At 69.7% G+C, this 23,065-nt stretch carries 19 protein-coding genes; 14 read left to right on the top strand and 5 right to left on the bottom strand.

The annotated features are described in order from the left end of the window. Positions 1 to 3,460, bottom strand: a 3,460-nt coding sequence (locus tag GBZ26_RS03645; protein WP_174437632.1) for a hypothetical protein, incomplete at its 3' end; no start/stop codon positions are given. Positions 3,461 to 4,146: 686 nt separating this feature from the next. Here GBZ26_RS03645 and GBZ26_RS03640 point away from each other — a divergent pair. The 7 genes from GBZ26_RS03640 to GBZ26_RS03610 all read left to right on the top strand — a co-directional run bounded on the left by GBZ26_RS03640 (position 4,147) and on the right by GBZ26_RS03610 (position 12,074). Continuing rightward, entirely contained in the window at positions 4,147 to 6,630 is a 2,484-nt protein-coding gene (locus GBZ26_RS03640) for a TonB-dependent receptor (protein WP_246653813.1), read from the top strand. 30 nt (positions 6,631 to 6,660) lie between these two features. Continuing rightward, on the top strand, positions 6,661 to 7,389 hold the full coding sequence (locus GBZ26_RS03635) for a cobalt ABC transporter substrate-binding protein (RefSeq protein ID WP_174437631.1): 729 nt from the start codon (positions 6,661 to 6,663) through the stop codon (positions 7,387 to 7,389). Continuing rightward, positions 7,386 to 7,667, top strand: a complete 282-nt coding sequence (locus GBZ26_RS03630) for a DUF3649 domain-containing protein (protein ID WP_174437630.1) — start codon at positions 7,386 to 7,388, stop codon at positions 7,665 to 7,667. The genes GBZ26_RS03635 and GBZ26_RS03630 overlap by 4 nt, the downstream gene beginning before the upstream one ends. A gap of 13 nt (positions 7,668 to 7,680) precedes the next feature. After that, on the top strand, positions 7,681 to 9,303 hold the full coding sequence (locus GBZ26_RS03625; RefSeq protein WP_345772037.1) for a PepSY-associated TM helix domain-containing protein: 1,623 nt from the start codon (positions 7,681 to 7,683) through the stop codon (positions 9,301 to 9,303). Positions 9,304 to 9,305: 2 nt separating this feature from the next. After that, positions 9,306 to 9,593, top strand: a complete 288-nt coding sequence (locus tag GBZ26_RS03620; RefSeq protein ID WP_174437629.1) for a DUF3325 domain-containing protein — start codon at positions 9,306 to 9,308, stop codon at positions 9,591 to 9,593. A gap of 144 nt (positions 9,594 to 9,737) precedes the next feature. Further along, positions 9,738 to 11,804, top strand: a complete 2,067-nt coding sequence (locus tag GBZ26_RS03615; RefSeq protein WP_174437628.1) for a carbon starvation CstA family protein — start codon at positions 9,738 to 9,740, stop codon at positions 11,802 to 11,804. A gap of 66 nt (positions 11,805 to 11,870) precedes the next feature. Next, a complete protein-coding gene (locus tag GBZ26_RS03610) occupies positions 11,871 to 12,074 on the top strand; it encodes a YbdD/YjiX family protein (protein WP_014197888.1) in 204 nt (67 codons plus the stop codon). 45 nt (positions 12,075 to 12,119) lie between these two features. Here the strand turns inward: GBZ26_RS03610 and GBZ26_RS03605 are convergent, their stop codons facing one another. Then, a complete protein-coding gene (locus GBZ26_RS03605) occupies positions 12,120 to 12,644 on the bottom strand; it encodes a cyclase dehydrase (protein ID WP_174437627.1) in 525 nt (174 codons plus the stop codon). A gap of 14 nt (positions 12,645 to 12,658) precedes the next feature. Further along, positions 12,659 to 13,831, bottom strand: a complete 1,173-nt coding sequence (locus GBZ26_RS03600; protein ID WP_174437626.1) for a zinc-dependent alcohol dehydrogenase — start codon at positions 13,829 to 13,831, stop codon at positions 12,659 to 12,661. 360 nt (positions 13,832 to 14,191) lie between these two features. On the opposite strand from GBZ26_RS03600, the gene GBZ26_RS03595 reads away from it, so the two are divergent. From GBZ26_RS03595 to GBZ26_RS03575, 5 genes are all read left to right on the top strand, one after another. Further along, positions 14,192 to 14,869 (top strand): GntR family transcriptional regulator, encoded by a 678-nt coding sequence (locus GBZ26_RS03595; protein ID WP_174437625.1) that lies wholly within the window; start codon positions 14,192 to 14,194, stop codon positions 14,867 to 14,869. A 62-nt stretch (positions 14,870 to 14,931) separates the two neighbouring features. Further along, on the top strand, positions 14,932 to 15,723 hold the full coding sequence (locus GBZ26_RS03590; protein ID WP_174437624.1) for a transporter substrate-binding domain-containing protein: 792 nt from the start codon (positions 14,932 to 14,934) through the stop codon (positions 15,721 to 15,723). A gap of 79 nt (positions 15,724 to 15,802) precedes the next feature. Beyond that, complete coding sequence (locus GBZ26_RS03585) at positions 15,803 to 16,474, top strand: amino acid ABC transporter permease (protein WP_174437623.1); 672 nt, start codon at positions 15,803 to 15,805, stop codon at positions 16,472 to 16,474. Next, positions 16,471 to 17,130, top strand: a complete 660-nt coding sequence (locus GBZ26_RS03580; RefSeq protein ID WP_174437622.1) for an amino acid ABC transporter permease — start codon at positions 16,471 to 16,473, stop codon at positions 17,128 to 17,130. The genes GBZ26_RS03585 and GBZ26_RS03580 overlap by 4 nt, the downstream gene beginning before the upstream one ends. Then, positions 17,108 to 17,842 (top strand): amino acid ABC transporter ATP-binding protein, encoded by a 735-nt coding sequence (locus tag GBZ26_RS03575; RefSeq protein WP_119508319.1) that lies wholly within the window; start codon positions 17,108 to 17,110, stop codon positions 17,840 to 17,842. The genes GBZ26_RS03580 and GBZ26_RS03575 overlap by 23 nt, the downstream gene beginning before the upstream one ends. A 62-nt stretch (positions 17,843 to 17,904) precedes the next feature. Here GBZ26_RS03575 and GBZ26_RS03570 read toward each other — a convergent pair whose 3' ends face one another. Further along, positions 17,905 to 18,660 carry an SGNH/GDSL hydrolase family protein gene (locus GBZ26_RS03570; RefSeq protein WP_174437621.1) on the bottom strand — a complete coding sequence of 252 codons (756 nt, stop codon included), beginning with the start codon at positions 18,658 to 18,660 and terminating at the stop codon, positions 17,905 to 17,907. Between the two features lie 313 nt (positions 18,661 to 18,973). Here GBZ26_RS03570 and GBZ26_RS03565 point away from each other — a divergent pair, with 313 nt between their 5' ends. Next, on the top strand, positions 18,974 to 20,467 hold the full coding sequence (locus tag GBZ26_RS03565) for a carbon-nitrogen hydrolase family protein (RefSeq protein ID WP_174437620.1): 1,494 nt from the start codon (positions 18,974 to 18,976) through the stop codon (positions 20,465 to 20,467). Continuing rightward, positions 20,464 to 20,967, top strand: a complete 504-nt coding sequence (locus GBZ26_RS03560) for a hypothetical protein (protein WP_174437619.1) — start codon at positions 20,464 to 20,466, stop codon at positions 20,965 to 20,967. The genes GBZ26_RS03565 and GBZ26_RS03560 overlap by 4 nt, the downstream gene beginning before the upstream one ends. A gap of 6 nt (positions 20,968 to 20,973) precedes the next feature. Here GBZ26_RS03560 and GBZ26_RS03555 read toward each other — a convergent pair whose 3' ends face one another. Continuing rightward, entirely contained in the window at positions 20,974 to 23,046 is a 2,073-nt protein-coding gene (locus GBZ26_RS03555; RefSeq protein ID WP_174437618.1) for an NAD(+) synthase, read from the bottom strand. Positions 23,047 to 23,065: the final 19 nt, after the last annotated feature.

The following is a 23,065-nucleotide window of genomic DNA, read 5'->3' as shown; positions in this document are numbered from 1 at the left end:
CCACCACGACGGCCAGCGTGTCGGCCGCCGACCCGCCGCTCACCGCGTCGGCGGCGTCGGAGAACAGGTGACCGAACAAGCTGGCAACGGTGGTGCCCGTGGGGTTGGCGGTGTCCTCCGCGATGGTCGGCAGGGTGGTCGCCGTGCCCGTCGTCACGGGAGCGTCGTTGACCGCGCTGACCGTGGTGGTCAGGGCGGCGGTACCGGCGCTGTAGCGGCTGTCGCCGCCCACGCTCGTCAGGGCGACCCGGCCACCGCTGGTCACGGCCCCTTGCGAATCGTCGACCAGCCGGACGGTCAGGGCCGGCGTTGGGCCGTTCCAGTTGGCGGCGGGAACGAAGCGCAACGCCGTGTTGGCGGACAGCAGCAGGGCGTTGCCGTCCGAGGCCGCCCCCACGGCCGCCCAGGCCGTGCCGGTCCAGTATTGCCAGACACCTTGCGTGGTCGCCGCGTTGCCGACGATGGCGATCCCGGCGAAGCCGTTGGCGGCGGAGCCGCCGCTCACGGCGTCCGTCGCGTCGGAGAACAGATGGCCGAACAGGTTGGTGACCGTGGCGCCCGCCGGATTGGCGGTGTCCTCCGGGATCGCCGGCAGGACGGTGGTCGTTCCGGTGGCGACCGGCGCGTTATTGACCGGGGTGACGGTTCCGGTCAGGGCGATGGTCCCGGCGCTGTAGGCGGTGCTGCCGCCGACGCCGGCCGTCAGGTCCACGCGGGCTCCGGCGACCAGCGGCGCGCCGCCATCCTCGACCAGCCGGACGGTCAGGGCCGGGGTGATGCCGTTCCAGTTGGCGGCGGGAACGAAGCGCAACGCCGTGTTGGCGCTCAGCAGCAGGCCATTGGCGTCGCTCGCCGTGCCGATGTCGGCCCAGGCGGTGCCGGTCCAGTACTGCCACGCGCCTTGCGCCGCGGTGGCGGCGTTGCCGACCACCACCACGCCGGCAAAGCCATTGCCGGCGGCGCCGAAAAGCGCGTCGGTCGGGTCGGAGAACAGCCCGCCGAACAGCGAGGCCACGCTGGCGCCCGCCGGGTCGGCGCTGTCTTCCGCGATGGCGGCCAGGACCGCCTGCGTGCCGGTCGCCACCGGGGCGCCGTTCACCGGGGTCACCTCCAGCGTCAACGGAGCGACGTCCCCCGACAGCGGGGTTGTGCCGCCGACTCCGGTCAGCGTGAACAACCGGTGCTCGGCACCGCTGAAGCCCTCGGCCCACTCGCTGTTCACCGCCCGCAGCCCGCGCGACGGCGCGACGCCGTTCCAGTTGGCGGCCGGCAGGAAGCGCAGCAGGGCGCTGCCCGGAAGCACGAGGGCCGCCCCATCGCCGACCACGCCCACCGCCAGCCACGCACCGCCGTCCACGCTGTATTGCCAGACGCCGAACGGGGTTTCCGGATTCGCCACCACGGCGATGCCGATCACGCGGCCGCCGGCCTCGCCGGGCCGGAACATCGCCTCGATCAGGTGGAAGACGGCGAAACCGGCCGGGGCCGCGGTGCCCTCGGCGATCGCCAGGGCCTTCGCGAAGGCCGCCGCGTCGAAGCTGGCCGCGAGGGTGGGGGCTGCCACCGCCGGCACCGTCGCGGGCAGGGTGGTTGCGGCCGCCTCGACGGCGCGGGCCACCTGCTGCTGGATTTGCGCGGCGACGGCGAAGGGGTCGCTGGTCAGCGCCTTGGTGACCGGTGGGACAGCGGGCGTGAGGCTGGTGGAAGGCGCGGGGGCCGTGGCGCTCGGCACGGCGGTGTCGGCGCTCTTGGCGGTCCCTGCCGCGGCGAAGCTGATCGGCTTGAGCGCGGGGTCGCCTGCCATGCTGGATTTGGCCGGGGCCGGAGACGCCTCGCCCTCCGCCGGGGAGGCGGCGGCCGCTTCCCCCCTTTCGTCCTTCTTGGCCCCGTCCTCCTTGGCGTCTTCTTCTTTGGCGCCCTCCTTCTCGCCGCCCTCCTCCTTGCCGCCCTCCTTGCCCTCGGCTGGGGCTTCGGCGACCTGTTCGGCGGCCTTCTCCCCGCCGCTCTTCTCACCGTCTCCTTTGGCGCCGTCCTTGGCCGACTCCCCCGCGGGCGGCGGGTTGGCGAGATCGGCCAGCGCCTTGTTCTCGGCGGAAACGGGAACCTCGCTGCCCTGGGCGTTCTGCTGCACCGTCTCCGCCGTCTGGCGGGCGGCGGCGAGCGCCTGTCCGGGCGCCCGCCCGTCCGCCAGCGCCTGACCGAGGGCGGCGTTGAAGGCGGCCCCGGACCCGCCGAGCGCCTGCACCGCCTGCTGCACGTTCTGCCCGCTGGCGAGCGCCGCGATCAGGCCGTCGCTCTTGACGCCCTTCGTCGTTTCCGCCGACAGGGCCATGGCGGTGGACACGGTCTGCTGCGCCGACCCCAGCGCGCCGGCCATCTCCTGCCCGCCGGACAGGGCCCGCCCCAGAGCGTCGCCGAAGCCGCCGGCCGCCGCGCCGTCGAGCCCGGCGGCGGCGGCGAAGGTCTTGACGGTGGCCGCCACATTCTGGCCGGATGACAGCGAGGCGACCAGCGCGTCCGCCGGCTTCGCCGGCACGGCGGCGGCTTCCTGGCGGGCGGCCATGTCCGTCTGCGCCCGTGCCGAGGCGCCGAGCGCCGCGTCGGGCTGCGCGCCCTGCGCCAGCGCGTCGTTCAGGACGCTGGCAAAGGCTGGGTTGTCGCCAGCACTGTCCGTCTTTCCGGCGGCCAGGGCGCCGAGCAGGCGCGCGCCGTCGGTCTGCTCGACCGCGACAGCATTGGTCTGGACTGCGCCGGCGGCGCTCAACGCCTGCGCCTCGGCAATGGCGCCGGCGGCGTCGGCGCCGCTGGACAGGGCCTGTTCCAGCGCTTCGGCAAAATGACCGGCCTGACCGGGGCCGAGCGCCGTCACCGCGTCCTGCACCCCCACGCCGGAGGCGAGCGCAGCGGCGAGCTTGTCGGACGGCGAGACGGGAACGGCGTCCACTGCCGCCGGGGCGGTGGGGGGAGCGGTCAGGGCCTGCGACAGGGCGGCGATCGGGTCGGTGGCGCCCGCCGGGCGGGCCGCCGGGTCCATCACCCCGCTGAACAACGCCGCCGACAGGTCGGCGGCCGTCCTGGAATCGCCGGCACTGACCGGCCCGATTCCTTGTCCCTGGGCCAGGGCGACGGCCAGGCGCTGCTCCCCGGTCAGCGCTGCGGTTTCCTGGGAGGCTTCCGCCATGCGCGCCGCTGTGCCGGCGGCGATCCGGCTCGCCTGCGCAATGGCGTCGTCGGGCGTGGCGCTGGCGCCGACCCCCGCTGCGACGTCGCGCATCCAGCCGTCCGCCACGCTGCCCGCAGCGCCTTCCGGCAGACCCTGTCCGGTCAGCGCCGCCGCCAGCTTCTCCTGCACGGCCTTCAACGCGCCGGGATCGCCGCCCAGCAGCACCGCCGCCGCTTCGGACGCCAGGGCATCGGGGATGGTCAGGAGCGGGGCGGTGGCGTCCAGGGTGTCCGGCATAGTGGCCCTCTCGCCATCGCGGCGGTCGCGTATCGGGAAGGCCAATAACAAAGTGATTTATTAAAGAAATTCTGAACGCTGCCGGTTTTTCGGCTGATTGGAAGTTGATTCGACTGGAATTGGTGGTCACGCAACAACGGAATTTCCGCAGAATGGAGATGGTTACTGCATGAATTTTGGCTTATGCCGAGACAAATTGTCAATTATCGACGCATTTGAGGCTCTGGTTGCAAAAGGAGCGGGGTCGGGGTTCTGAAAAGTGGTGTTCGGGAACGGCGCCGTCCCCACGGATGGGTCAGGAGGCCGTCCGGATGATGCCGATGCGTCCGCCCGCCTGGAAATCCGCCGCGGCCCTGGGCTGGCTCGCGGTCCTGCTCATCGTGATGCGGCATCCGGAATTGGGACCACGGCGATCGCTTCGTTTCTGAAGCCCTCATCCATCGGATCATCCCGCCTCTTCGGTCCTCGCCTGCAAAATTCCCCCAGAGAAATCACGGACATGAAGATGCGAACGATCACCGGGACGGTGACGTTGCCCCCTTGCGCAATCCGTCGCCCGATGCTTAGAATGAAAATCATTCGCATTCACGCGATCAGCGCAGATGTTCGGCTTTTTGTGAAACGGACAGGGTGCCGGTCGCCACCGCTACGCCACATATACACCTTTTGGTAGAGGAAGTTTATCAATGTCTCAATCTTGCGGCAAGGACGCTCCGCGCCTGACCGTCCGCCGCCGCGGCGCCGCGCACGATGTCCTTGCGCCGGGCCTGCGCCCGGTGGCCATGGCCGTTTGCTTTGCCAGCGCCGTCCTCGCGGGCGGCCTCTCCTTCGCCCCGGCCGCGCAGGCCCAGACGGCGGCGGCGCGCACCGTCGACGCCAATGTGCCGCCGGGGCCGCTGGACGCCGCGCTGCGCAGCTTCGCCGCCCAGGCCGGGGTGAGCGTCGCCGTGGACCCGGCGCAGATCCGGGGCAAGACCACGCCAGGGCTGCGCGGAACGACGACGGTCGAGGACGGCTTCCGCCGCCTGCTGGACGGCAGCGGTTATCAGCTCGCGGGCACGTCCTCGGGATATAGCCTCGTCGCGCAAGGGTCCACGCCGGTCGTGAACGCCCCGGCCGGGGCGACGGTTCTGCCCTCCGTCCAGGTGTCGGCCAGCGCCGGCGCGCTGCCGGGCGAACCGCCGCCGCCCTACGCCGGCGGTCAGGTGGCGCGCGGCGGCTCGCTGGGCCTGCTGGGCACCCGGAACACGCTGGACACACCCTTCAGCACGACCAACTACACCGCCGAACTGATCGAGAACCAGCAGGCGCGCACCGCGGCCGACACGCTGATCAACGATTCGTCGGTGCGCACGACCACCGGCGGCAACGGCTTCGACGACACCTTCCAGATCCGCGGCTTCGCCGTTCCATCGGGCGACGTCGGCTTCAACGGCATGTACGGGCTGGTGTCCTCCAACCGCGTGCCCTCGCAGATCATCGAGCGGATCGAACTGCTGAAGGGGCCGGGCGCGCTGATGAACGGCATCGCCCCCGGCGGCAGCATCGGCGGCGGTATCAACATCCTCAGCAAGCGCGCCGGCGACCAGCCGCTGACCCGCGTGACCGGGCTCTACCAGAGCGACGCCAATTTCGGCGTCCATGTCGACACCGGGCGCCGCTTCGGCGAGAACAACGCCTGGGGCGTGCGCTTCAACGGCCTGCTGCGCGGCGGCGAGGCCTCGATCGAGGACGGCGACGTGAAGACCGGCCTCGGCTCGCTGGCGGTGGATTACCGGGGCGAGCGGCTGCGCTGGTCGCTCGACGGCATCATCCAGCGCGACGACACCGACAATTTCCGCCCGCAGATCAGCATCCTTCCCACGACGACGGCGATCCCGTCGCCGCCCGACGCGCGCAGCAACTGGTACCCGAACACCAAGCTGGTCCAGAAGGACAAGACCATCGCCTCGAACATCGAGTTCGACGTGACGGACTGGCTGACCGCCTACGCCGGCATCGGCTACCGCGACGGCACCAACGATCAGGTGTTCCCGCAGTCCAACCCCGCCGTGAACGCGCTCGGCAATTTCACGGTCCGCAACTCCTACTACGACTCCTACAGCGAGACGGTCAGCGGCACGGCCGGCGCGCGCCTGCGCTTCGAGACGGGTCCCGTCCGCCACCAGGTCAACATCGGCTACACCGGCTTCCAGCGGGAGGAGGGCAACGCCTACATCCAGGCCGCCGGCTCGGCCCCGTCGAACATCTACAACCCGGCGCCGCTGCCCGTCATCACCGCGCCGCGCACCGACCCGCGCAAGTCGGCGGAGACGACGCTGAGCAGCATCGCCATCGCCGACACGCTCTCCTTCGTCAACGACCGCGTCCTGCTGACGCTGGGCGTGCGCGACCAGACGGTGAAGGTGAAGGGCTTCAGCACGACGACCGGCGCGCAGACCAGCAGCTACGACGCCAGCGCCACGACGCCGCTCGCCGGTCTGGTCGTCAAGCCGCTGGAGAATGTCGCGGTCTACGGCAACTACGCCGAGGGCCTGTCGCGCGGCACCATCGTCGGCGCCGGCTACGCCAACACCGGCGCGGTGCTCGAACCCTACAAGTCGAAGCAGCTCGAGGGCGGCGTCAAGGTCGATTGGGGCACCATCACGACCACCGCCGCGGTGTTCCAGATCACCCGCCCCAGCTCGATCCGCACCGCGTCCAACGAGCTGGCCTATGACGGCGAGCAGCGCAACCGCGGCCTGGAGCTGTCCGCCTACGGCGAGATCCTGCCCGGCCTGCGCGCCATGGCCAGCGCGACCTTCCTGAAGCCGGAGCTGACCAAGACCGCCGTCGCCTCGGAGGAGGGCAACGACGCCGCCGGCGTGCCGGACAAGAGCTTCTCCGCCAGCCTGGACTGGGACACCCCGTGGGTCGAGGGTCTCGCCCTCAACGGGCGCGTGATCCACACCTCCGGCTCCTACCTGACCAACGCCAACACGCTGCGTTTCGACGGCTGGACCCGCTTCGACATCGGCGCCCGCTACACCACCGACGTGTCGGGCAAGCCCGTCGTGCTGCGCGCCAGCGTCGAGAACCTCTTCGACAAGGAGTACTGGCTGACCACCGGCACCTACGTGACCGTCGGGTCGCCGCGGACCGTGCTGCTGTCCGCCACCGTCGATTTCTAAATCCGCCAAGCCATTCCTTTGGATGACGTCATGAACAAACTGTCGCTCGCTCTCATCGCCGCGCTGGGCTTCGCCATGCCCGCTCAGGCCCACCAGATCTGGATCGAGCAGCCCGAGCAGGGCAACGCCACGATCCGCTTCGGGGAGTTCGGCGAGAACCTGCGCGAGGTCTCGCCCGGCCTGCTCGACAAGTTCGGCAAGCCGGCCGGCACCCTTCTCTCCGCCAAGGGCGAGCGGAAGGCCGAGGCCGCCAAGACCGCGGACGGCTTCGCGCTGCCCTTCAAGGCCGCCAGCGGCGAGAGCATCGTCGCCGAGGACACGCTCTACCCGCTCTACACCTGGAAGCAGGGCGACAAGGAGACCACCAACTGGTTCCACCCCGCCGCGCGCCTGATCACCGGCTTCGCCGAGCAGGCGCCGAAGCTGGCGCTGGATCTGGTGCCCACCGGCAAGCCCGGCCAGTTCAAGCTGGTCTTCCAGGGCCAGCCCAAGGCCAAGACCAAGGTGATGCTGGTCACCCAGTCCGGCTGGGCCAAGGAGGCGCACAGCGACGAGCAGGGTCTGGTCACCTTCGACCTGCCGTGGAAGGGCACCTACGTGGCCGAGGTCAGCCTGAACGAGCGCACCCCCGGCGAGCGCCAGGGCGCCAACGGTGTCGAGAAGTATGACGGCGTCAGCTACGTCACCACGGTGACCTACGTCCACCCCGAGGGTCTGGCGCCGGTCCCCGCCGGCCCGGCGGCGACGCCCAACAAATGACCTCCGTGGCCGGACGGGTCCGATCTGTCGGCCCGCTCGTCTCGCGCATAGCCGCCGCCCTGTTCGGCGGCTATGCGCTGGCGGCACTCGCCAGCGTGGCGGTGCTGGCGCTTCCCATGAGCCCGCCGCAGGCGGTGCTCACCGGCGAGATGGCGAGTTTCCTCGTCTACGCCGCCGCCGTGATCTGGGTCTTCGCGGTCCGCAGCGCGCTGCGCGCCTGGGCGGGCCTTCTTGTCGTGGCCGCGCCGCTGTTGCTGGCGGCGTGGTCGGTCTGGTGATGGGGAACCGAGCGTGACGACGGACCAGCAAGCGCGCCCCGACGGCCGCGGCCTCCGCCAGAGCATGTCCGACCTGCACACGTGGGTCGGGCTGCTTCTCGGCTGGGTGCTCTACGCGATGTTCCTCACCGGGACGGTGTCCTATTTCAAGGACGAGCTGTCGCAATGGATGCGTCCCGAACTGCCGGCGCAGAGCGGGGTTCCGGATCAGGCCGTGGTGGCCCAGCGGGTGGCCGACGAACTCGTCGCCCTGGTGCCGGGCAGCCCGCAATGGAGCCTGCGCCTGACGGACGCCCGCAACAACAGCGTCTACGCCTTCTGGCGCACCGCCGGAGCGGCTCCCGGCCAGCGCGCCTTCGGCGAGGGCAATTTCGACCCGGCGACCGGCCGGACGGTGTCGTCGCGCGCGACGCTGGGCGGCGACTTCTTCTACCGCTTCCATTTCCAGTTCCATTACATGCCGGTGGTGTGGGGGCGCTGGATCGCCGGCATCGCGGCCATGTTCATGCTGGTGGCCATTGTCAGCGGGGTCATCACCCACAAGAAGATCTTCGTCGATTTCTTCACCTTCCGTTGGGGCAAGGGGCAGCGCTCCTGGCTCGACGCGCACAACGCGCTGTCGGTGTTCGGTCTGCCGTTCCACGCCATGATCACCTACACCGGGCTGGTGACGCTGATGGCGCTCTACATGCCCTGGGGCCAGCAGGCGGGGATCAAGACCGCGGCGGAGCGCCAGCAGCTCAACGCCGAACTCAGCGCCTTCATCCAGCCGGGCAAGCCCAGCGGCGAGGCGGCACCCCTCGCCTCGATCGAGGACATGGTGCGGCAAGCCCAGGAGCGCTGGGGCCGCGACGGCGTCGGCCGGGTCACCGCCACGCATCCGGGCGACGCGGCGGCGCGGGTGGCGGTGGCGCGCGGCGACGGCGGGCGCGTGTCGATGAGCCCGCAATATCTGGAGTTCGAAGGGACCACCGGCAAACTGCTGGCCGTCCATGAAGGGGTGGGGCCGGCGGCGGAGACCCGCGGCGTGCTCTACGCCCTGCATCTGGGGCGCTTCAGCGATACGGTGACGCGCTGGCTCTATTTCCTCGTCAGCCTCGCCGGCACCGCCATGGTAGGCACCGGTCTGGTGATGTGGACGGTGAAGCGCCGGCAGAAGCTGCCCGATCCGGCCCGGCCGCACGTCGGCTTCCACGTCGTGGAGCGGCTGAACATCGCCAGCATCGCCGGCCTGTCGGTCGCCATGGCGGCCTTCCTGTGGGCGAACCGCCTGCTGCCGGAGACCCTGGCGGACCGCGCCAACTGGGAGATCCACAGCTTCTTCATCGTCTGGGCGCTGACGCTGCTGCATGGCGTGCTGCGCCCGGCGAAAAAGGCCTGGGTCGAGCAGTTGTGGCTGGCCGCGGCGCTGCTGGCGCTGCTGCCCGTGCTCAACGCCGCGACCACGCAGCGGCCTTTCTGGCGCAGCCTGGCCGAAAGCGATTGGGTGTTCGTCGGCATGGACCTGATGTGCTGGGCACTGGCGGCGCTCCACGCCGTCCTGGCGGTCCGCACGCTCCGCCACCAGCCCAAGACGCGGGCCGCCCGCAAACCCGTCAACAACCCCGCCGGCGGCGCCGTGTTGCGCGAGGGATGAGCATGATCCACCTGTCGTCCTTCATCCTGTGCCTGACGGGGTTCGCCGCGCTGGCCGTCGCGATGGACCGCCCGCAGCATGACCTGTTCGGACGGGCGCTGCCAGCGCCCGCGACGGTCGCCCTGCGCGTCGGTGGGGCGGCTTCCCTTCTGGGGGCTTTGGGCCTGCTTGTGGCGTGGCAGGGTTGGGGACTCGGCCTCGTCATGTTCAGCGGCCACACCAGCTTGGGCGCCGGTGTCGTCCATGGCGCTCTCATCGTTCGACAACGGCGGGCTGCCCGCTCAAATTGAGGGTACGCCTTATTTTTGACCCATTTTGTCGCGACCGGCGAGTTTGCTCTTCCCGTTCGGGCGTGATGAGAGGATGATTCTCCATCGTATTCATCAGGTTCATCGTGCTTTTCGACGATTGCGAATCGTTTGGGAGGAGTACGCATGCCCCGCATCCTCAATCACGCACCGTGGCTGGTCCTCGCCGTGCTGGGCGCCTTCGCGCTCGGCACCGTGGCCCTGGCGCGCGGCGAGACCATCAACGCCCTCTGGCTGGTCGTGGCCGCCGTCTGTACTTATCTGGTGTCCTACCGCTACTACAGCCTGTTCATCGCCACCCGCGTCATGCGGCTGGACCCGGCGCGCCCGACTCCGGCGATGCGCCACAACGACGGGTTGGATTACGTCCCGACCAACCAGTACGTCCTGTTCGGCCACCATTTCGCGGCCATCGCCGGCGCCGGCCCGCTGGTCGGCCCGGTGCTGGCGGCCCAGATGGGCTACCTGCCGGGCATGCTGTGGATTCTCGCCGGCGTGGTGATCGCCGGGGCGGTCCAGGACTTCATGATCCTGTTCGTCTCGATGCGCCGCGACGGTCGCTCGCTGGGTGAGCTGATCAAGGCCGAGCTGGGGGACATCCCCGGCGTCATCGCGCTGTTCGGCACCTTCATGATCATGGTCATCATCCTGGCGGTGCTGGCCCTGGTCGTGGTCAAGGCGCTGACCAACAGCCCGTGGGGCTTCTTCACGGTCGCCGCGACCGTGCCGATCGCCCTGTTCATGGGCGTCTACATGCGCTTCCTGCGCCCCGGCCGGATCGGCGAGATCTCGGTGGTCGGCTTCTTCCTGCTGATCGCCGCCATCCTGCTCGGCGGGCAGGTCGCGCAGAGCGAGACGTGGGCGCCGGTCTTCACGCTGACCGGCATCCAGATCACCTGGATCCTGATCGGCTACGGCTTCGTGGCGTCGGTGCTGCCGGTGTGGCTGCTGCTGGCGCCGCGCGACTATCTGTCAACCTTCCTCAAGGTCGGCACCATCGTGATGCTGGCGCTGTGCATCCTGCTGGTGGCGCCGCCGATGAAGATGCCCAGCGTCACCCGCTTCATCGACGGCACCGGCCCGGTGTGGTCGGGCAGCCTGTTCCCGTTCCTGTTCATCACCATCGCCTGCGGCGCGGTGTCGGGCTTCCATGCCCTGATCTCCTCCGGCACCACGCCGAAGATGGTCGAGAACGAGGTCCACACCCGTTTCATCGGCTACGGCGGCATGCTGACCGAGTCCTTCGTCGCCGTCATGGCGCTGGTCGCCGCCTCCTGCATCGAGCCGGGCATCTACTTCGCCATGAACAGCCCGCCCGCGCTGCTCGGCACCACGGCGGAGTCGGCGGCCCAGGTCATCAACAACTGGGGCTTCGTCATCACGCCGGAGATGATCACCCAGACGGCGCAGGACGTCGGCGAGGTGAGCATCCTGTCGCGGGCCGGCGGCGCGCCGACCCTGGCGGTCGGCATGGCGCAGATCTTCTCCGAGCTGTTCGGCGGCAAGGGCATGATGGCCTTCTGGTACCATTTCGCCATCCTGTTCGAGGCGCTGTTCATCCTGACCGCCGTCGACGCCGGCACCCGCGCCGGGCGGTTCATGCTGCAGGACCTGCTGGGCGTCTTCTTCAAGCCGCTGCAGCGCACCGCGTCCTGGGCCGGCAACCTGATCGCCACCGGCCTGTGCGTCGCCGCCTGGGGCTACATCCTCTACCAGGGGGTGGTCGATCCGCTGGGCGGCATCAACACCTTCTGGCCGCTGTTCGGCATCTCCAACCAGATGCTGGCGGGGATCGCCCTGATCCTGGCGACGGTGGTGCTGTTCCGCATGAAGCGGGAGCGCTACGCCTGGGTGACCATGGTGCCGGCGGCGTGGCTGCTGATCTGCACCCTGACCGCGGGCGTGCAGAAGGTCTTCCACACAAACCCGGCGATCGGCTTCCTCGCCCACGCCGAGCGTTTCAGCACCGCCGCCAACGAGGGCCGGCTGCTCGCCCCGGCGACCTCGATGGAGCAGATGCGGCAGGTGATCTTCAACGATTACCTGGACGCGGCGCTGGCCTCGCTGTTCGTGCTGGTCGTGCTGGCGGTGCTGGTCTTCGGCATCCAGTCCTGCCTGAAGGCGCTGCGCAGCGACCGTCCGACCACCCGGGAAATCCCGACCGGCGGCGCCACCGCGCGGGCCGGGGATTGAGTAGTGACGCACCGTTCCCTCACTCCTTCGGGAGTGAGGGAACGGTCTATTGGAAAAGGACGACCGATGAGCGGCTTGAAAAGCAATCTCAGCCGGTTCCGCGGTTACTTCGAGCAGACGGCCAAGCTCATGATCGGGGTGCCGGATTACGACACCTATCTGGAGCACATGCGGACCCGGCACCCCGACCAGCCGGCGATGACCTACACCGAGTTTCTCGACAACCGTCTGCAGGCCCGTTACGGGGCCGGCAAGGCCGGCTGTTGCTGATGGGGGCGTTGTCCCCTCTCCCCCCTGGGGAGAGGGTTATTAATGCTAAACCTCCGCGGGTTCGAAACGCAGGATGTCCGGGGTCCGCATGTCGGCGGGGATCGGGGCGTCCTTGGCAGCACCACGCATGGCGGCGGGCGGGCGCGGCAGGCCGCTGCGGTCGCTGTAGTCGCGGGGCGGCGTCCAGGCCGTCGCCTCCTCGCGGTGCAGCATCGCCGTGCACAGCACGTCGAGCGCCGTCACCGCCGCCACCGCGCCCAGCGCCGTGGCGACGTTTTCCCGGCGCGGGTTGCCGTCGTGATGCGCCGATGCCAGCGTGGCGAGGTCCAGCGCGTCCCCGGCGACCCGTCCCCACATCCAGGGACGGGCATCGCCCATCGCCAGCAGGCCGACGCCGGTCGCCACCTCGCGCGCGCCATAGGTCCGGATCAGCCCGGCCTGCTCCTCCATCCCCATCCAGCGGGCGATTCGGCGCCCGGCCACCAGTTCGGCCACGCCCAGCCCGATGCTGAACCAGCCCAGGCCGCGCGCCATCCGGTCGGCGGACGAATTCCTGCGGTAATACGCCATGGTGCGCCTCCCTGTTACGGCTTGAGCACGACCTTGATGCAGCCGTCCCGCTTGTCGCGGAAGGTCTGGTACATATCCGGCCCGTCGGCCAGCCCCACGCTGTGGGTGATGACGAAGGACGGGTCGATCTGACCCTCCTGGATGCGGCGCAGCAGGTCGTCGGTCCAGCGGTTGACGTGAGTCTGGCCCATGCGCCAGGTCAGGCCCTTGTTCATCGACATGCCGAAGGGGACCTTGTCGATCAGCCCGCCGTAGACGCCGGGGATCGACAGCGTGCCGGCGGGGCGGCAGACATACATCATCTCGCGCAGCACATGGGCGCGGTCGGATTCCAGGGCCAGCGCCTGCTTGGCGCGATCGTACATGGAATCGAGCGTGGCGGTGGCGTGCGCCTCCATGCCGACGGCGTCGATGCACTTTTCCGGACCCTTGCCGCCGGTCAGCTCGTTCAGCCGTTCGACGACGCTTTCCTCCTCGAAATTGATGGTGATGGCGCCGCCGGCCTTGGCCATGGACAGGCGCTCGGGCACGCGGTCGATGGCGATGACCTGCTTGGCGCCCAGCAGGATGGCGCTGCGGATCGTCATCTGCCCGACCGGGCCGCAGCCCCAGATCGCCACCGTGTCGGTCGGCTGGATGTCGCACTGCGCCGCCGCCTGCCAGCCGGTGGGGAAGATGTCGCCGAGGAACAGCACCTGCTCGTCGGTCAGCCCGTCCGGGATCTTCACATGGGTGCGGTCGGCGAAGGGGACGCGCACATACTCCGCCTGCCCGCCCGCATAGCCGCCGGTCAGGTGGGTGTAGCCGAACAGCCCGGCGGTGGTGTGGCCGAACAGCTTGTCGGCCATCGCCTTGTTGCGGTTGGAGCGCTCGCAGACCGAATAGTTGCCGCGGCGGCACTGGTCGCACTCGCCGCACCAGATGGTGAAGGGAACGACGACGCGGTCGCCGACCTTCAAGGCGCTCTTGGCCTCGGCCCCGACGTCGACGACTTCGCCCATGAACTCGTGGCCCAGGATGTCGCCCTTCTCCATGCCGGGCATGAAGTGGTCGTAGAGGTGCAGATCCGAACCGCAGATGGCGCAGGACGTGACCTTGACGATGGCGTCGCGGGGCTGCTCGATCTCCGGGTCGGGAACGGTGTCGTAACGGACGTCGGCGGTGCCGTGCCAGACCAGGGCTTTCATGGGGATGCTCCGCAGTAAGAAATGGGGCATTGGGAATGGGGCGGCGGGCCGGCACGTTCCGGCGATGCCGCCGGCAGGCCCGAACCGTGCCTGTCGCCGCCGTTTTCCGAAGAGGTGGGGTATCCCGAGTCCAACTGGATTCGACGCCCGAAGGTTCCGCCGTCGGGGGGGCACCATCCCGGACGCTGCCCCGGCAGCGCCGCGCTGCGGTGCCGCAATTTCGTGCATAAGGTTTAATCAAATCGGAGCGCTGCCCGTTCCTTGAGCAATGCTGGATCGGCCGCCCAGCGTTTCCGCGCTGTTCCGGTTGGCACGCCGCTTGCTCAACAGTCTTGTATACAAGATTGGTGCGGCAGCCTGATGACCCAGCTTCCCGACAGCATCGAAGACAGCGTGATCTCGGCCATCCTGGGCGGCCGGCTGCGGCCCGGCACCCGGCTGGGCGAGGCGAAGCTGGCCGAGGTCTACGGTGTGTCCCGCACCCGCGTGCGCGAGGCGATGATGCGGCTGGAGACGCGCGGCATCGTCCATGTCAGCGCCCGGCGCGGCTGGTTCGTCGTCGAGCCTTCGGCGACGGAGGCGCGGGCCGCCTTCCAGGCGCGGCGGGTGATCGAGACCGGGATGCTGCGCGATCTGCACACGCTTCCGGGGGACGCCGTCGCCCACCTGCGCGCCCATGTCGAGGAGGAGCGCGAGGCGCTGCACACCGGCCATGTCGGGTCGCGCACCTGCCTGCTCGGCGACTTCCACATCCACCTCGCCCACGCCTTCGGCAACCCCTTCCTGACCGATATCCTGCGCGACCTGACCGCGCGCACGACGCTGGTCTCGATGCTCTACCAGTCCGACCAGGACGCCGCGGCGTCCAGTGACGACCACGCCGGCATCGTGACGCTGCTGGCCGACGGCGACTACGCCGGGGCGGCGCGGCTGATGGACGAGCACATCCGGCGCGTCGAGGACGGCCTCGACCTCGCCGCCGCCCCCGATCCCCTGGCCGGCCTGCGCGAGATCCTCTCGCCCGGCGCCCCCGCCTGACCCCTTTCACACAACCCATTCCATCCAGAACCGGCCCATCCAGCCAAAAAGGAGTTAGAGACATGAAGCGCAGGACCCTGCTCGCCCTGGCCGTCGCCGCCGTCGCCGGCCTGTCCATCGCCCAGGCCCCCGCGGCGCGGGCCGACGCCCTTCAGGACATCACCAAGCGCGGCACGCTGCGCGTCGCCGTTCCGCAGGACTTCCCGCCCTTCGGCTCGGTCGGCCCGGACATGACCCCGCTCGGCTACGACATCGACGTGGCGAAGCTGATCGGCGCCAAGATGGGCGTGAAGGTGGAGCTGGTGCCGGTGACCAGCGCCAACCGCATCCCCTTCCTGCAGACCAACAAGGTCGATCTGGTCATCTCCAGCCTCGGCAAGAACGCCGAGCGCGAGAAGGTCATCGACTTCACCGACGCCTACGCGCCCTTCTTCAACGGCGTCTTCGCCCCGGCCGGCGTGACCGCCGCGAAGCCGGAGGATCTGGCCGGCAAGACCGTCGGCGTGACCCGCGGCGCCATCGAGGATCTGGAGCTGACCAAGATCGCCCCGGCCGATGCGGTCATCAAGCGCTACGAGGACAACAACGGCACCATCTCCGCCTTCCTGTCCGGTCAGGTCGAGGTGGTGGCGACCGGCAACGTCGTGGCGGCGGCAATCCTCGCCCGCAACCCGCCGAAGCGGCCGGAGCTGAAGTTCCTCATCAAGAACTCCCCCTGCTTCATCGGCCTGAGCAAGGAGCAGCCGGCCCTGCTGGAGAAGCTGAACGGCATCCTGGCGGCGGCCAAGGCCGACGGCTCGCTGAACGCCATCGCGCAGAAGTGGCTGTCCGCCGACCTGCCGAAGGACCTCTGACGACTATGGGGCCGGGGCGCCGCGGGTGGCTTCGGCCCCCACGGCGGCCCGGCGCACGGGGGGCTGACCGGAGGGCCGCATGACCTACCGCTTCGATTATTCATGGATCGCCGAATACTGGCCCTTCATCCTGAAGGGGCTGGTGACGACGGTCGAACTGACCCTGATCGGCACGCTGTTCGGGGTGGCGCTGGGCATCGCCTGCGCCTGGACGCGGTCGCTTGGGCCGCGCTGGCTGCGCCCGCCGGTCGTCGCCTACGTCGAGCTGATCCGCAACACGCCCTTCCTGATCCAGCTCTTCTTCATCTTCTTCGGCCTGCCGTCGCTCGGCGTGCAGATGACCGAGTTCCAGGCGGCGGTCCTGGCGATGGTCATCAACCTCGGCGCCTACAGCGGCGAGATCATCCGCGCCGGCATCGAGGCGACCCCGCGCGGCCAGTTCGAGGCCGGGGCCAGCCTCGCCATGACGCGGTTCGAGACCTTCCGCCACGTCGTCCTGATCCCGGCGCTGCAACGGATCTGGCCGGCGCTGTCGTCGCAGATCGTCATCGTCATGCTCGGCTCGTCGGTGGTGTCGCAGATCGCGGCGGAGGACATCACCTTCGCCGCCAACTTCATCCAGTCGCGGACCTTCCGCGCCTTCGAGAGCTATTTCCTGACCACCGGCCTCTATCTGCTGCTGGCGCTGGCGCTGCGGCAGGCGCTGCGCGGCGTCGGGCGGATGCTGTTCCCGCGGAGGGCCGCGCGATGATGACCTTCACCCTGTGGGACATCCTGCGCAACCTGCTGCTGGCGGCGCGCTGGACGGTGGTCCTCTCGCTCGTCTCCTTCGTCGGCGGCGGGCTTTTGGGGATGGCGCTGCTCTACCTGCGCATCGGCAAGGCGCGGGCCGGGCAAATCGTCGTCCAGGGCTATGTCGAGCTGTTCCAGGGCACGCCGCTGCTGATGCAGCTCTTCCTCGCCTTCTTCGGGCTGGGGTTGTTCGGCATCGACGTTCCGGCCTGGCTGGCCGCCGGGCTGGCGCTGGTCCTGTGGACGGCGGCCTTCCTGGTGGAGATCTGGCGCGGCTGCGTGGAATCGGTCGCCCGCGGCCAGTGGGAGGCATCGGCCAGCCTCGGCATGGGCTACGTCCAGCAGATGCGCTACGTGATCCTGCCCCAGGCGGTGCGGGTCGCCGTCCCGCCCACCGTCGGCTTCTCCGTGCAGGTGGTGAAGGGCACGGCGCTGACCTCGATCATCGGCTTCGTGGAGCTGTCCAAGGCCGGCACGGTCGTCACCAACGCGACCTTCGAACCCTTCACCGTCTACGGGCTGGTCGCCCTGATCTACTTCGCGCTGTGCTGGCCCCTGTCCAAGAGCAGCCAGATTCTGGAAAGGAAGCTCAATGTCGCTCATCGCAATCACTGAGGTGAAGAAGCGCTTCGGCGACGTCGAAGTCCTGAAGGGGATCAACCTGGACGTCGAGCGCGGCGAGGTCGTCGCCATCATCGGCAAGAGCGGTTCGGGCAAGAGCACGCTTCTGCGCTGCGTCAACGGGCTGGAGATGATCGACGACGGCTCGATCATGGTGGCCGGCGCCCAGCTCATCAACGACGACCTCCACCTGAAGGCGCTGCGGCTGAAGGTCGGCATGATCTTCCAGCAGTTCAACCTGTTCCCGCACCTGTCGGCGGGCCGCAACGTCATGCTGTCGCAGATGGTCGTCAAGAAGACGCCGGCGGGCGAGGCCGAGGCGATGGCCCGCCGCATGCTGGAGCGGGTCGGGCTGGGCCACAAGTTCGACGCCTACCCCGACCAGCTCTCCGGCGGGCAGCAGCAGCGCGTGGCCATCGCGCGGGCGCTGTCGATGCAGCCGATGGCCCTGCTGTGCGACGAGATCACCTCGGCCCTCGACCCGGAGCTGGTGAACGAGGTGCTGGCCGTGGTGAAGGAACTGGCCGCCGACGGCATGACGCTGATGATGGTGACCCACGAGATGCGCTTCGCCCGCGAGGTCTGCGACCGGGTCGTCTTCATGCACCAGGGCCGCGTGCACGAGATCGGCCCGCCCGAGGAGGTCTTCGGCAACCCCCGCACCCCGGAACTCCGGCAGTTCCTGGGGGCGCAACTGGTCGCCTGACAGCAAAAGGGCGCCGGTGGCATGACCACCGGCGCCCTTTCCTGGGAGCGGATGATGCGGACTCAGCGCGCCGCGGTCTTCTCGCCGACCACCCGCGGGGTGTCGATCATGTCGGCGACGAACTCCGCCAGACAGCGGTAGCTGAGGTCCTTCAGGTGCAGGCCGTCGGTGCTCAGCACCTGATCGGCGGCGAAGTGCCGGCTCTCCAGCCACCACGCCATGATGCGGTAGCGGTCGAGCACCGGCACGTCGAGTTCGCGGCCCAGCGCGACCACGGTGGACGCGTAGGCGGGGTAGGACTCGACCTTGGCCTCGCCGGGGAAGGACTGCGGGTTCATCAGGATGACATCGGCGCCGGTCTTGCGGATGCGGGCGATGCCGTCGCGCAGGGTGGCGGCGAAGGCGTCGAGCGGCACCTTCTGGAAGCTGTCGTTGGTCCCGACCTGCCAGACCACGAGGTCCGGCTTGGCGGCCAGCACGTCCTTGTCGAAGCGGACGAGGTTCGCCCCCGCCGTCTCGCCGCCGATGCCCTTGTTCAGGACCTGGATGGCCGAGGCGGCGTGACGCTGCTCCAGGATGGCGTCGAGCTGGGCGGGGTAGGTGGCGGTGATGGTGGTGGCCCCGACGCCCTCCGTGCTGGACGACCCCATCGCGACGACCGTCAGCGGCTGCCCGGCGGCCAGCGCGGCCCGGCTGTGGGCCAGTCCGGCGGCGGTCGGATCGGCACCGGGCGGGACCGGGCACAGCGCCGACGCGGCGGCGGCACCGCTCCACAACACCCAAGCGGCCAACACTCCGCCAAGCACCCGTCCCGTCATGAGCCACGCTCCCCTGGTTCGCCTCGTCGAGGCACGCTGTCCGAGGGGCATGGTCCGGCGATCATGGTTAATGCATCGCTAAGCGAGGCGGCGGCTAACCCCTTCGCGCTCCTCGTCAAAAGGGATGCCGCGACGGGGCGAACCGGGGCCGGGAGCGGCCCCCGCTCGACAACGTAACCGCGAAACCAAGCCGTCGCCGTGCTGTTCAACAGGGTGGATGTGGTTGCTTGAGGTGACTTAGGCCCTCTCCCCTCTGGGGAGTGGGGATGTCGATAGCCCCCGCTCCATCCCGTCGCTTCGCGTGGTTGAAGGCATGCATCTGGCTGATCTGTTCGTTGCGCTGCGTCACCAACTGGATCGGGACACGAAGGAGACCGAACGCTCCGCACAGCGCCAGGAGTCCGCACCCGACGACGCGGGTGGTGTGTTGCGCCGGCTGATGGCGCTGTTGGAGGCTGACGACGGTGCCGATGCGCTCAAGTCTTGGGTGGACACCGCCGACGAGGGAACGCCGCTGGACCGGTGTGTGCTGGCGGCCCAGGCCATCGACCAGTGGTTCACGCCTCTGGCCTCGCGTCTCCTGTCGCGACGCGCGCTGTCCGATGGTCATCTGCGGGCGCGGCAATGGTACAAGCGGCACGGGCGCCTCAACGGCGACGCCGCCGACGGCCAGCTCATCCTGCGGCCCGGCCTGTTCGACCGCTCGGTGAACATGCGGGAGGTCACGCCCCTGCGCGAGTCCTTCGACGTGGCCGACCTGTTCCAAACGCTGCTTCTGCTGCCGCCGACCCTCGCGGCGGAGTGCCCCCACGGCGAGGAGGGCGAGCGGCCCGTTTCGTTGACTTTCCGTCGCATCGCCGAGGTCGCCGACCAGTGCCCCAGCGATCCCGAATGGACACCGGTCGTTGGCGTCGTCCCGCTCGCGCTGGCCGAGGACGACCTCGCCCTGCGGACCTTTGCCAAGGATGGCGCGGACTGGTACGCCGCCGTTCCCGGCGACCTCGGCGCCCGTGCTGCGGCGGCCATCGACGCTCTGGCCGCCGAAGGGGTGACCATCGTCGTGTTTCCCGAAGTGACCGCCGATCCCACGACGCTCGGCGCCATCCAAGCGGCGGTGCAGCGGCAGGCCGTGGACGGGCCGATCCGCTACGTTCTCGTCGGCGTCCGTCAGGACGGGGAGGGCGATGCCAAGCCGCGCAGCATGGCGGTCCTGCTCGACCGGACGGGAGCCGAGATTTTCCGCCAGACCAAGCTGCATTGCTGGGACCTCGACGCCGACCAGTGCCGCTCCTACGACGTGCGCGGGCCGGATGGGCGGCGGCTCGACGCGGCGAAGGAGTTCATCGCGCCGGGGGACGGCGTCACCATCGTCGAACTGCCCAACATGGGCCGGCTGGCGGTGATGATCTGCGAGGATCTCGGGCGCGAGCAGCCGGCGGCGTGGCTGTGCCGGGCCAAGCTGCTGGACTGGATCGTCACCCCGGTGATGGACGCCGGCCTGACGGAGGAGCGGTGGCAGGCCCAGGCCGGCGACGAGTCCTCGCGCGCCGGGTCGTGCCGGGTGGTGGTGGCGAACAGCATGGCCGTCTCGCACCGCTTCAACCGCGTCTGCGACGCCGATGGGGAGGAGGACAAGCGCATCACCGACTGCGGGGTGGCGCTGTTCTTCCAGCCGCGCGTCGACCCGGCGCATAGTTCGCGCATCCGGCGGCTGTCGCTTCCCATCGACGCGCCGGAGCCCGGCTGCGTCGCGGCGCGCTGGGAGCCACAACGTTGGCCGGAGCTGAACACGGAGGGCTGTCCATGAGTGAGGAGGCGTATCGGGCTCTGGCCGACGATATCCGGGACGCCGTCGCGGCCGGCCGCTGGGACGAGGCCGACGCGGACCTGGATACGCTGGCGGAGGAGGCGGCGCTGTGCCTCGTGCAGGATCGCGCCACCGATCTTGCCGCCCTGGCGCGGGAGGTTGCCCGCTGCCACACGGCGCTGGCCCTGCGCGAGGACCGCAGCCCGGAAGCGATGCATCGGCTGGGGCAACTCCGCGCCATCGCCGCGCTGGTCGCCGCCGGCCGGGCAAACCGGCCCGCCCGCCGCGAGGACGCGCTCACCCGGGACGGGACGCCGACCGCGGCGGTGCTGCGCGCTTTGGAGGACGGGGCGAAATCGGGGCCGGCGCTGGTCGAAGCGACGGGCCTGTCGCACGATGCGGTGGCCCGCGCCCTGCCGGAACTGCGCGCCGCCGGGCTGGTCCGCTCCTGGCCGGCCGGGCGGCTGGTGATGAACGAACGGACCGGCGAGGCGGGGTAGGGCGGTTTACTCCTTGGGCACCTCGCGCTCCAGCTCCTCCAGCCAGATGCGGGCGTTGCCGTCGGACGGGGCGCGCCAGTCGCCGCGCGGCGACAGGGAGCCGCCCGCCGTCACCTTCGGCCCGTTGGGCATGGCCGAGCGCTTGAACTGGCTGAAGCCGAAGAAGCGCTGGATGAAGACACGCAGCCAGGAATGGATTTCGGCCAGCGTGTAGGCGCTGCGCTTCTCCACCGGATAGCCCGCCGGCCAGTCGCCGCGCGCCGGGTCCGACCAGGCGTGCAGGGCGAGGAAGGCGATCTTTGACGGGCGCAGCCCGTAGCGCAGCGTGTGGAACAGGTGGAAATCCTGAAGCTCGTAGGGGCCGACGACGGCCTCCGAACTCTGCAGGGCGCGGTCGCTGCCGGCGGGGACCAGCTCCGGCGAAATCTCGGTCGCCAGGATGTCGCCCAACGTGTCCAGCACCTCGTCCGGAAACTGGCGGGAGCCGATGACCCAGCGGATGAGATGCTGGATCAACGACTTCGGGACGCCCGAATTGACGTTGTAATGGGCCATCTGGTCGCCGACGCCGTAGGTGCACCAGCCCAGCGCCAGCTCCGACAGGTCGCCGGTGCCCAGAACGATGCCGCCCCGCTGGTTGGCGAGGCGGAACAGGTAGTCGGTGCGCAGCCCCGCCTGGACGTTCTCGAAAGTCACGTCGTACACCGCCTCGCCGCGGGCGAAGGGGTGGTCCATGTCCTTGAGCATCTGGTTGGCGGCGGGGCGGATGTCGAGTTCGTGGTGCGACACGCCGAGCGCGCTCATCAGGCGGAGCGCGTTGCCCTTGGTCTTGTCGCTGGTGCCGAAGCCCGGCATCGTGAAGGCGAGGATGTCGGTGCGCGGCCGGTCGAGCAGGTCCATGGCGCGGGCGGCGACGATCAGGGCGTGGGTGGAATCCAGCCCGCCCGACACGCCGATCACGATGCGCGGCATGCCCGTGGCCCGCAGCCGTTGGACCAGCCCGGCGACCTGGATGTTGTAGGCCTCGTAGCAGTCGAGCTCCAGCCGCTCCCGCGCCGCCGGGACGAAGGGGAAGCGGGGGACGTTGCGGCGCAGCCCGACGTCCCCGCCGGGCGGATCGACGCGGAAGGCGACCCGCCGGAAGGCCGTTCCGTGCAGGCGGCGGTTGTCGTCGAAGGTGCCCATGCGCAGCCGTTCCTGGCGCAGCACGTCGAGGTCGACGTCGGCGACGGCCATCTGCGCGCCCTTGGGAAAGCGCTCGGTCTCGACCAGCGTCTCGCCGTTCTCGAAGATCGACGCCTGCCCGTCCCAGGCCAGATCGGTGGTGGATTCCCCGGCCCCGGCGGAGGAGTAGAGATAGGCGGCGATGCAGCGCGCCGATTGCGACTGGCAGAGCAGGCGGCGGGTTTCCGCCTTGCCGATGGTGATGTTGCTGGCCGACAGGTTCGCCAGCACCGTCGCCCCGGCCAGCGCCGCCCCGGAGCTGGGCGGGACGGCGACCCAAAGATCCTCGCAGACCTCGGCATGGACCACCAGCCCGTCGAGGTCCTCCGCCTGGAACAGCAGGTCGGGGCCGAAGGGGGCGTTGAGGGCGCCGTCTTGGGCGCCGTCTTGGGCACCGTTTTGGGCGCCGATGCGGATCGTGCCGCCCTCGGTGCCGGCTCCGGAGGCGAAATGGCGGCGCTCGTAGAATTCCCGGTAGTTGGGAAGATGGACCTTCGGCACCACGCCCAGCAACCGGCCGCGATGCACGGCGACCGCCGTGTTGTAGACGCGGCCGGCGTGGCGCAGCGGCGCGCCGACGAGGATCAGCGGCATCAGGTCGCGCGACCGCTCCACCAGATGGACGACGGCCTTCTCAACGGCGTCGAGCAGGCAGTCCTGGAGGAACAGATCGTCGATGGCGTAGCCGGACAGCGCCAGTTCGGGGAACAGCGCGACGGCGACCGCCTGTTCGTCGCACTCCCGCACGCTGTCCAGCACCGCCGCGGCGTTCGCCATGGGGTCGGCGATGGTGCAGGGAGTCGTGCAGGCGGCGACCCGGGCCATCCCATGGCGATAGAGTGATCCAAAGCTCATGGTCCGAGCCGCGCCGTCA

Origin of the sequence: Azospirillum formosense (genome assembly GCF_013340925.1) — a bacterium.
GTDB classification, from domain to species: domain Bacteria; phylum Pseudomonadota; class Alphaproteobacteria; order Azospirillales; family Azospirillaceae; genus Azospirillum; species Azospirillum formosense.
The sequence above is the reverse complement of the archived record's forward strand: the minus strand, read 5'-3'. Positions and strand labels throughout refer to the sequence as shown.

Bases quoted from the DNA above. Each gene is read 5' to 3' on its own strand.
- GBZ26_RS03585 (WP_174437623.1), top strand. From the start codon at position 15,803: ATGACCTACCGCTTCGATTATTCATGGATCGCCGAATACTGGCCCTTC.
- GBZ26_RS03615 (WP_174437628.1), top strand. From the start codon at position 9,738: ATGCCCCGCATCCTCAATCACGCACCGTGGCTGGTCCTCGCCGTGCTG.
- GBZ26_RS03610 (WP_014197888.1), top strand. From the start codon at position 11,871: ATGAGCGGCTTGAAAAGCAATCTCAGCCGGTTCCGCGGTTACTTCGAG.
- GBZ26_RS03555 (WP_174437618.1), bottom strand. From the start codon at position 23,046: ATGAGCTTTGGATCACTCTATCGCCATGGGATGGCCCGGGTCGCCGCC.
- GBZ26_RS03605 (WP_174437627.1), bottom strand. From the start codon at position 12,644: ATGGCGTATTACCGCAGGAATTCGTCCGCCGACCGGATGGCGCGCGGC.
- GBZ26_RS03640 (WP_246653813.1), top strand. From the start codon at position 4,147: ATGTCTCAATCTTGCGGCAAGGACGCTCCGCGCCTGACCGTCCGCCGC.
- GBZ26_RS03570 (WP_174437621.1), bottom strand. From the start codon at position 18,660: ATGACGGGACGGGTGCTTGGCGGAGTGTTGGCCGCTTGGGTGTTGTGG.
- GBZ26_RS03630 (WP_174437630.1), top strand. From the start codon at position 7,386: ATGACCTCCGTGGCCGGACGGGTCCGATCTGTCGGCCCGCTCGTCTCG.
- GBZ26_RS03560 (WP_174437619.1), top strand. From the start codon at position 20,464: ATGAGTGAGGAGGCGTATCGGGCTCTGGCCGACGATATCCGGGACGCC.
- GBZ26_RS03620 (WP_174437629.1), top strand. From the start codon at position 9,306: ATGATCCACCTGTCGTCCTTCATCCTGTGCCTGACGGGGTTCGCCGCG.
- GBZ26_RS03595 (WP_174437625.1), top strand. From the start codon at position 14,192: ATGACCCAGCTTCCCGACAGCATCGAAGACAGCGTGATCTCGGCCATC.
- GBZ26_RS03635 (WP_174437631.1), top strand. From the start codon at position 6,661: ATGAACAAACTGTCGCTCGCTCTCATCGCCGCGCTGGGCTTCGCCATG.
- GBZ26_RS03600 (WP_174437626.1), bottom strand. From the start codon at position 13,831: ATGAAAGCCCTGGTCTGGCACGGCACCGCCGACGTCCGTTACGACACC.
- GBZ26_RS03575 (WP_119508319.1), top strand. From the start codon at position 17,108: ATGTCGCTCATCGCAATCACTGAGGTGAAGAAGCGCTTCGGCGACGTC.
- GBZ26_RS03565 (WP_174437620.1), top strand. From the start codon at position 18,974: ATGCATCTGGCTGATCTGTTCGTTGCGCTGCGTCACCAACTGGATCGG.
- GBZ26_RS03580 (WP_174437622.1), top strand. From the start codon at position 16,471: ATGATGACCTTCACCCTGTGGGACATCCTGCGCAACCTGCTGCTGGCG.
- GBZ26_RS03590 (WP_174437624.1), top strand. From the start codon at position 14,932: ATGAAGCGCAGGACCCTGCTCGCCCTGGCCGTCGCCGCCGTCGCCGGC.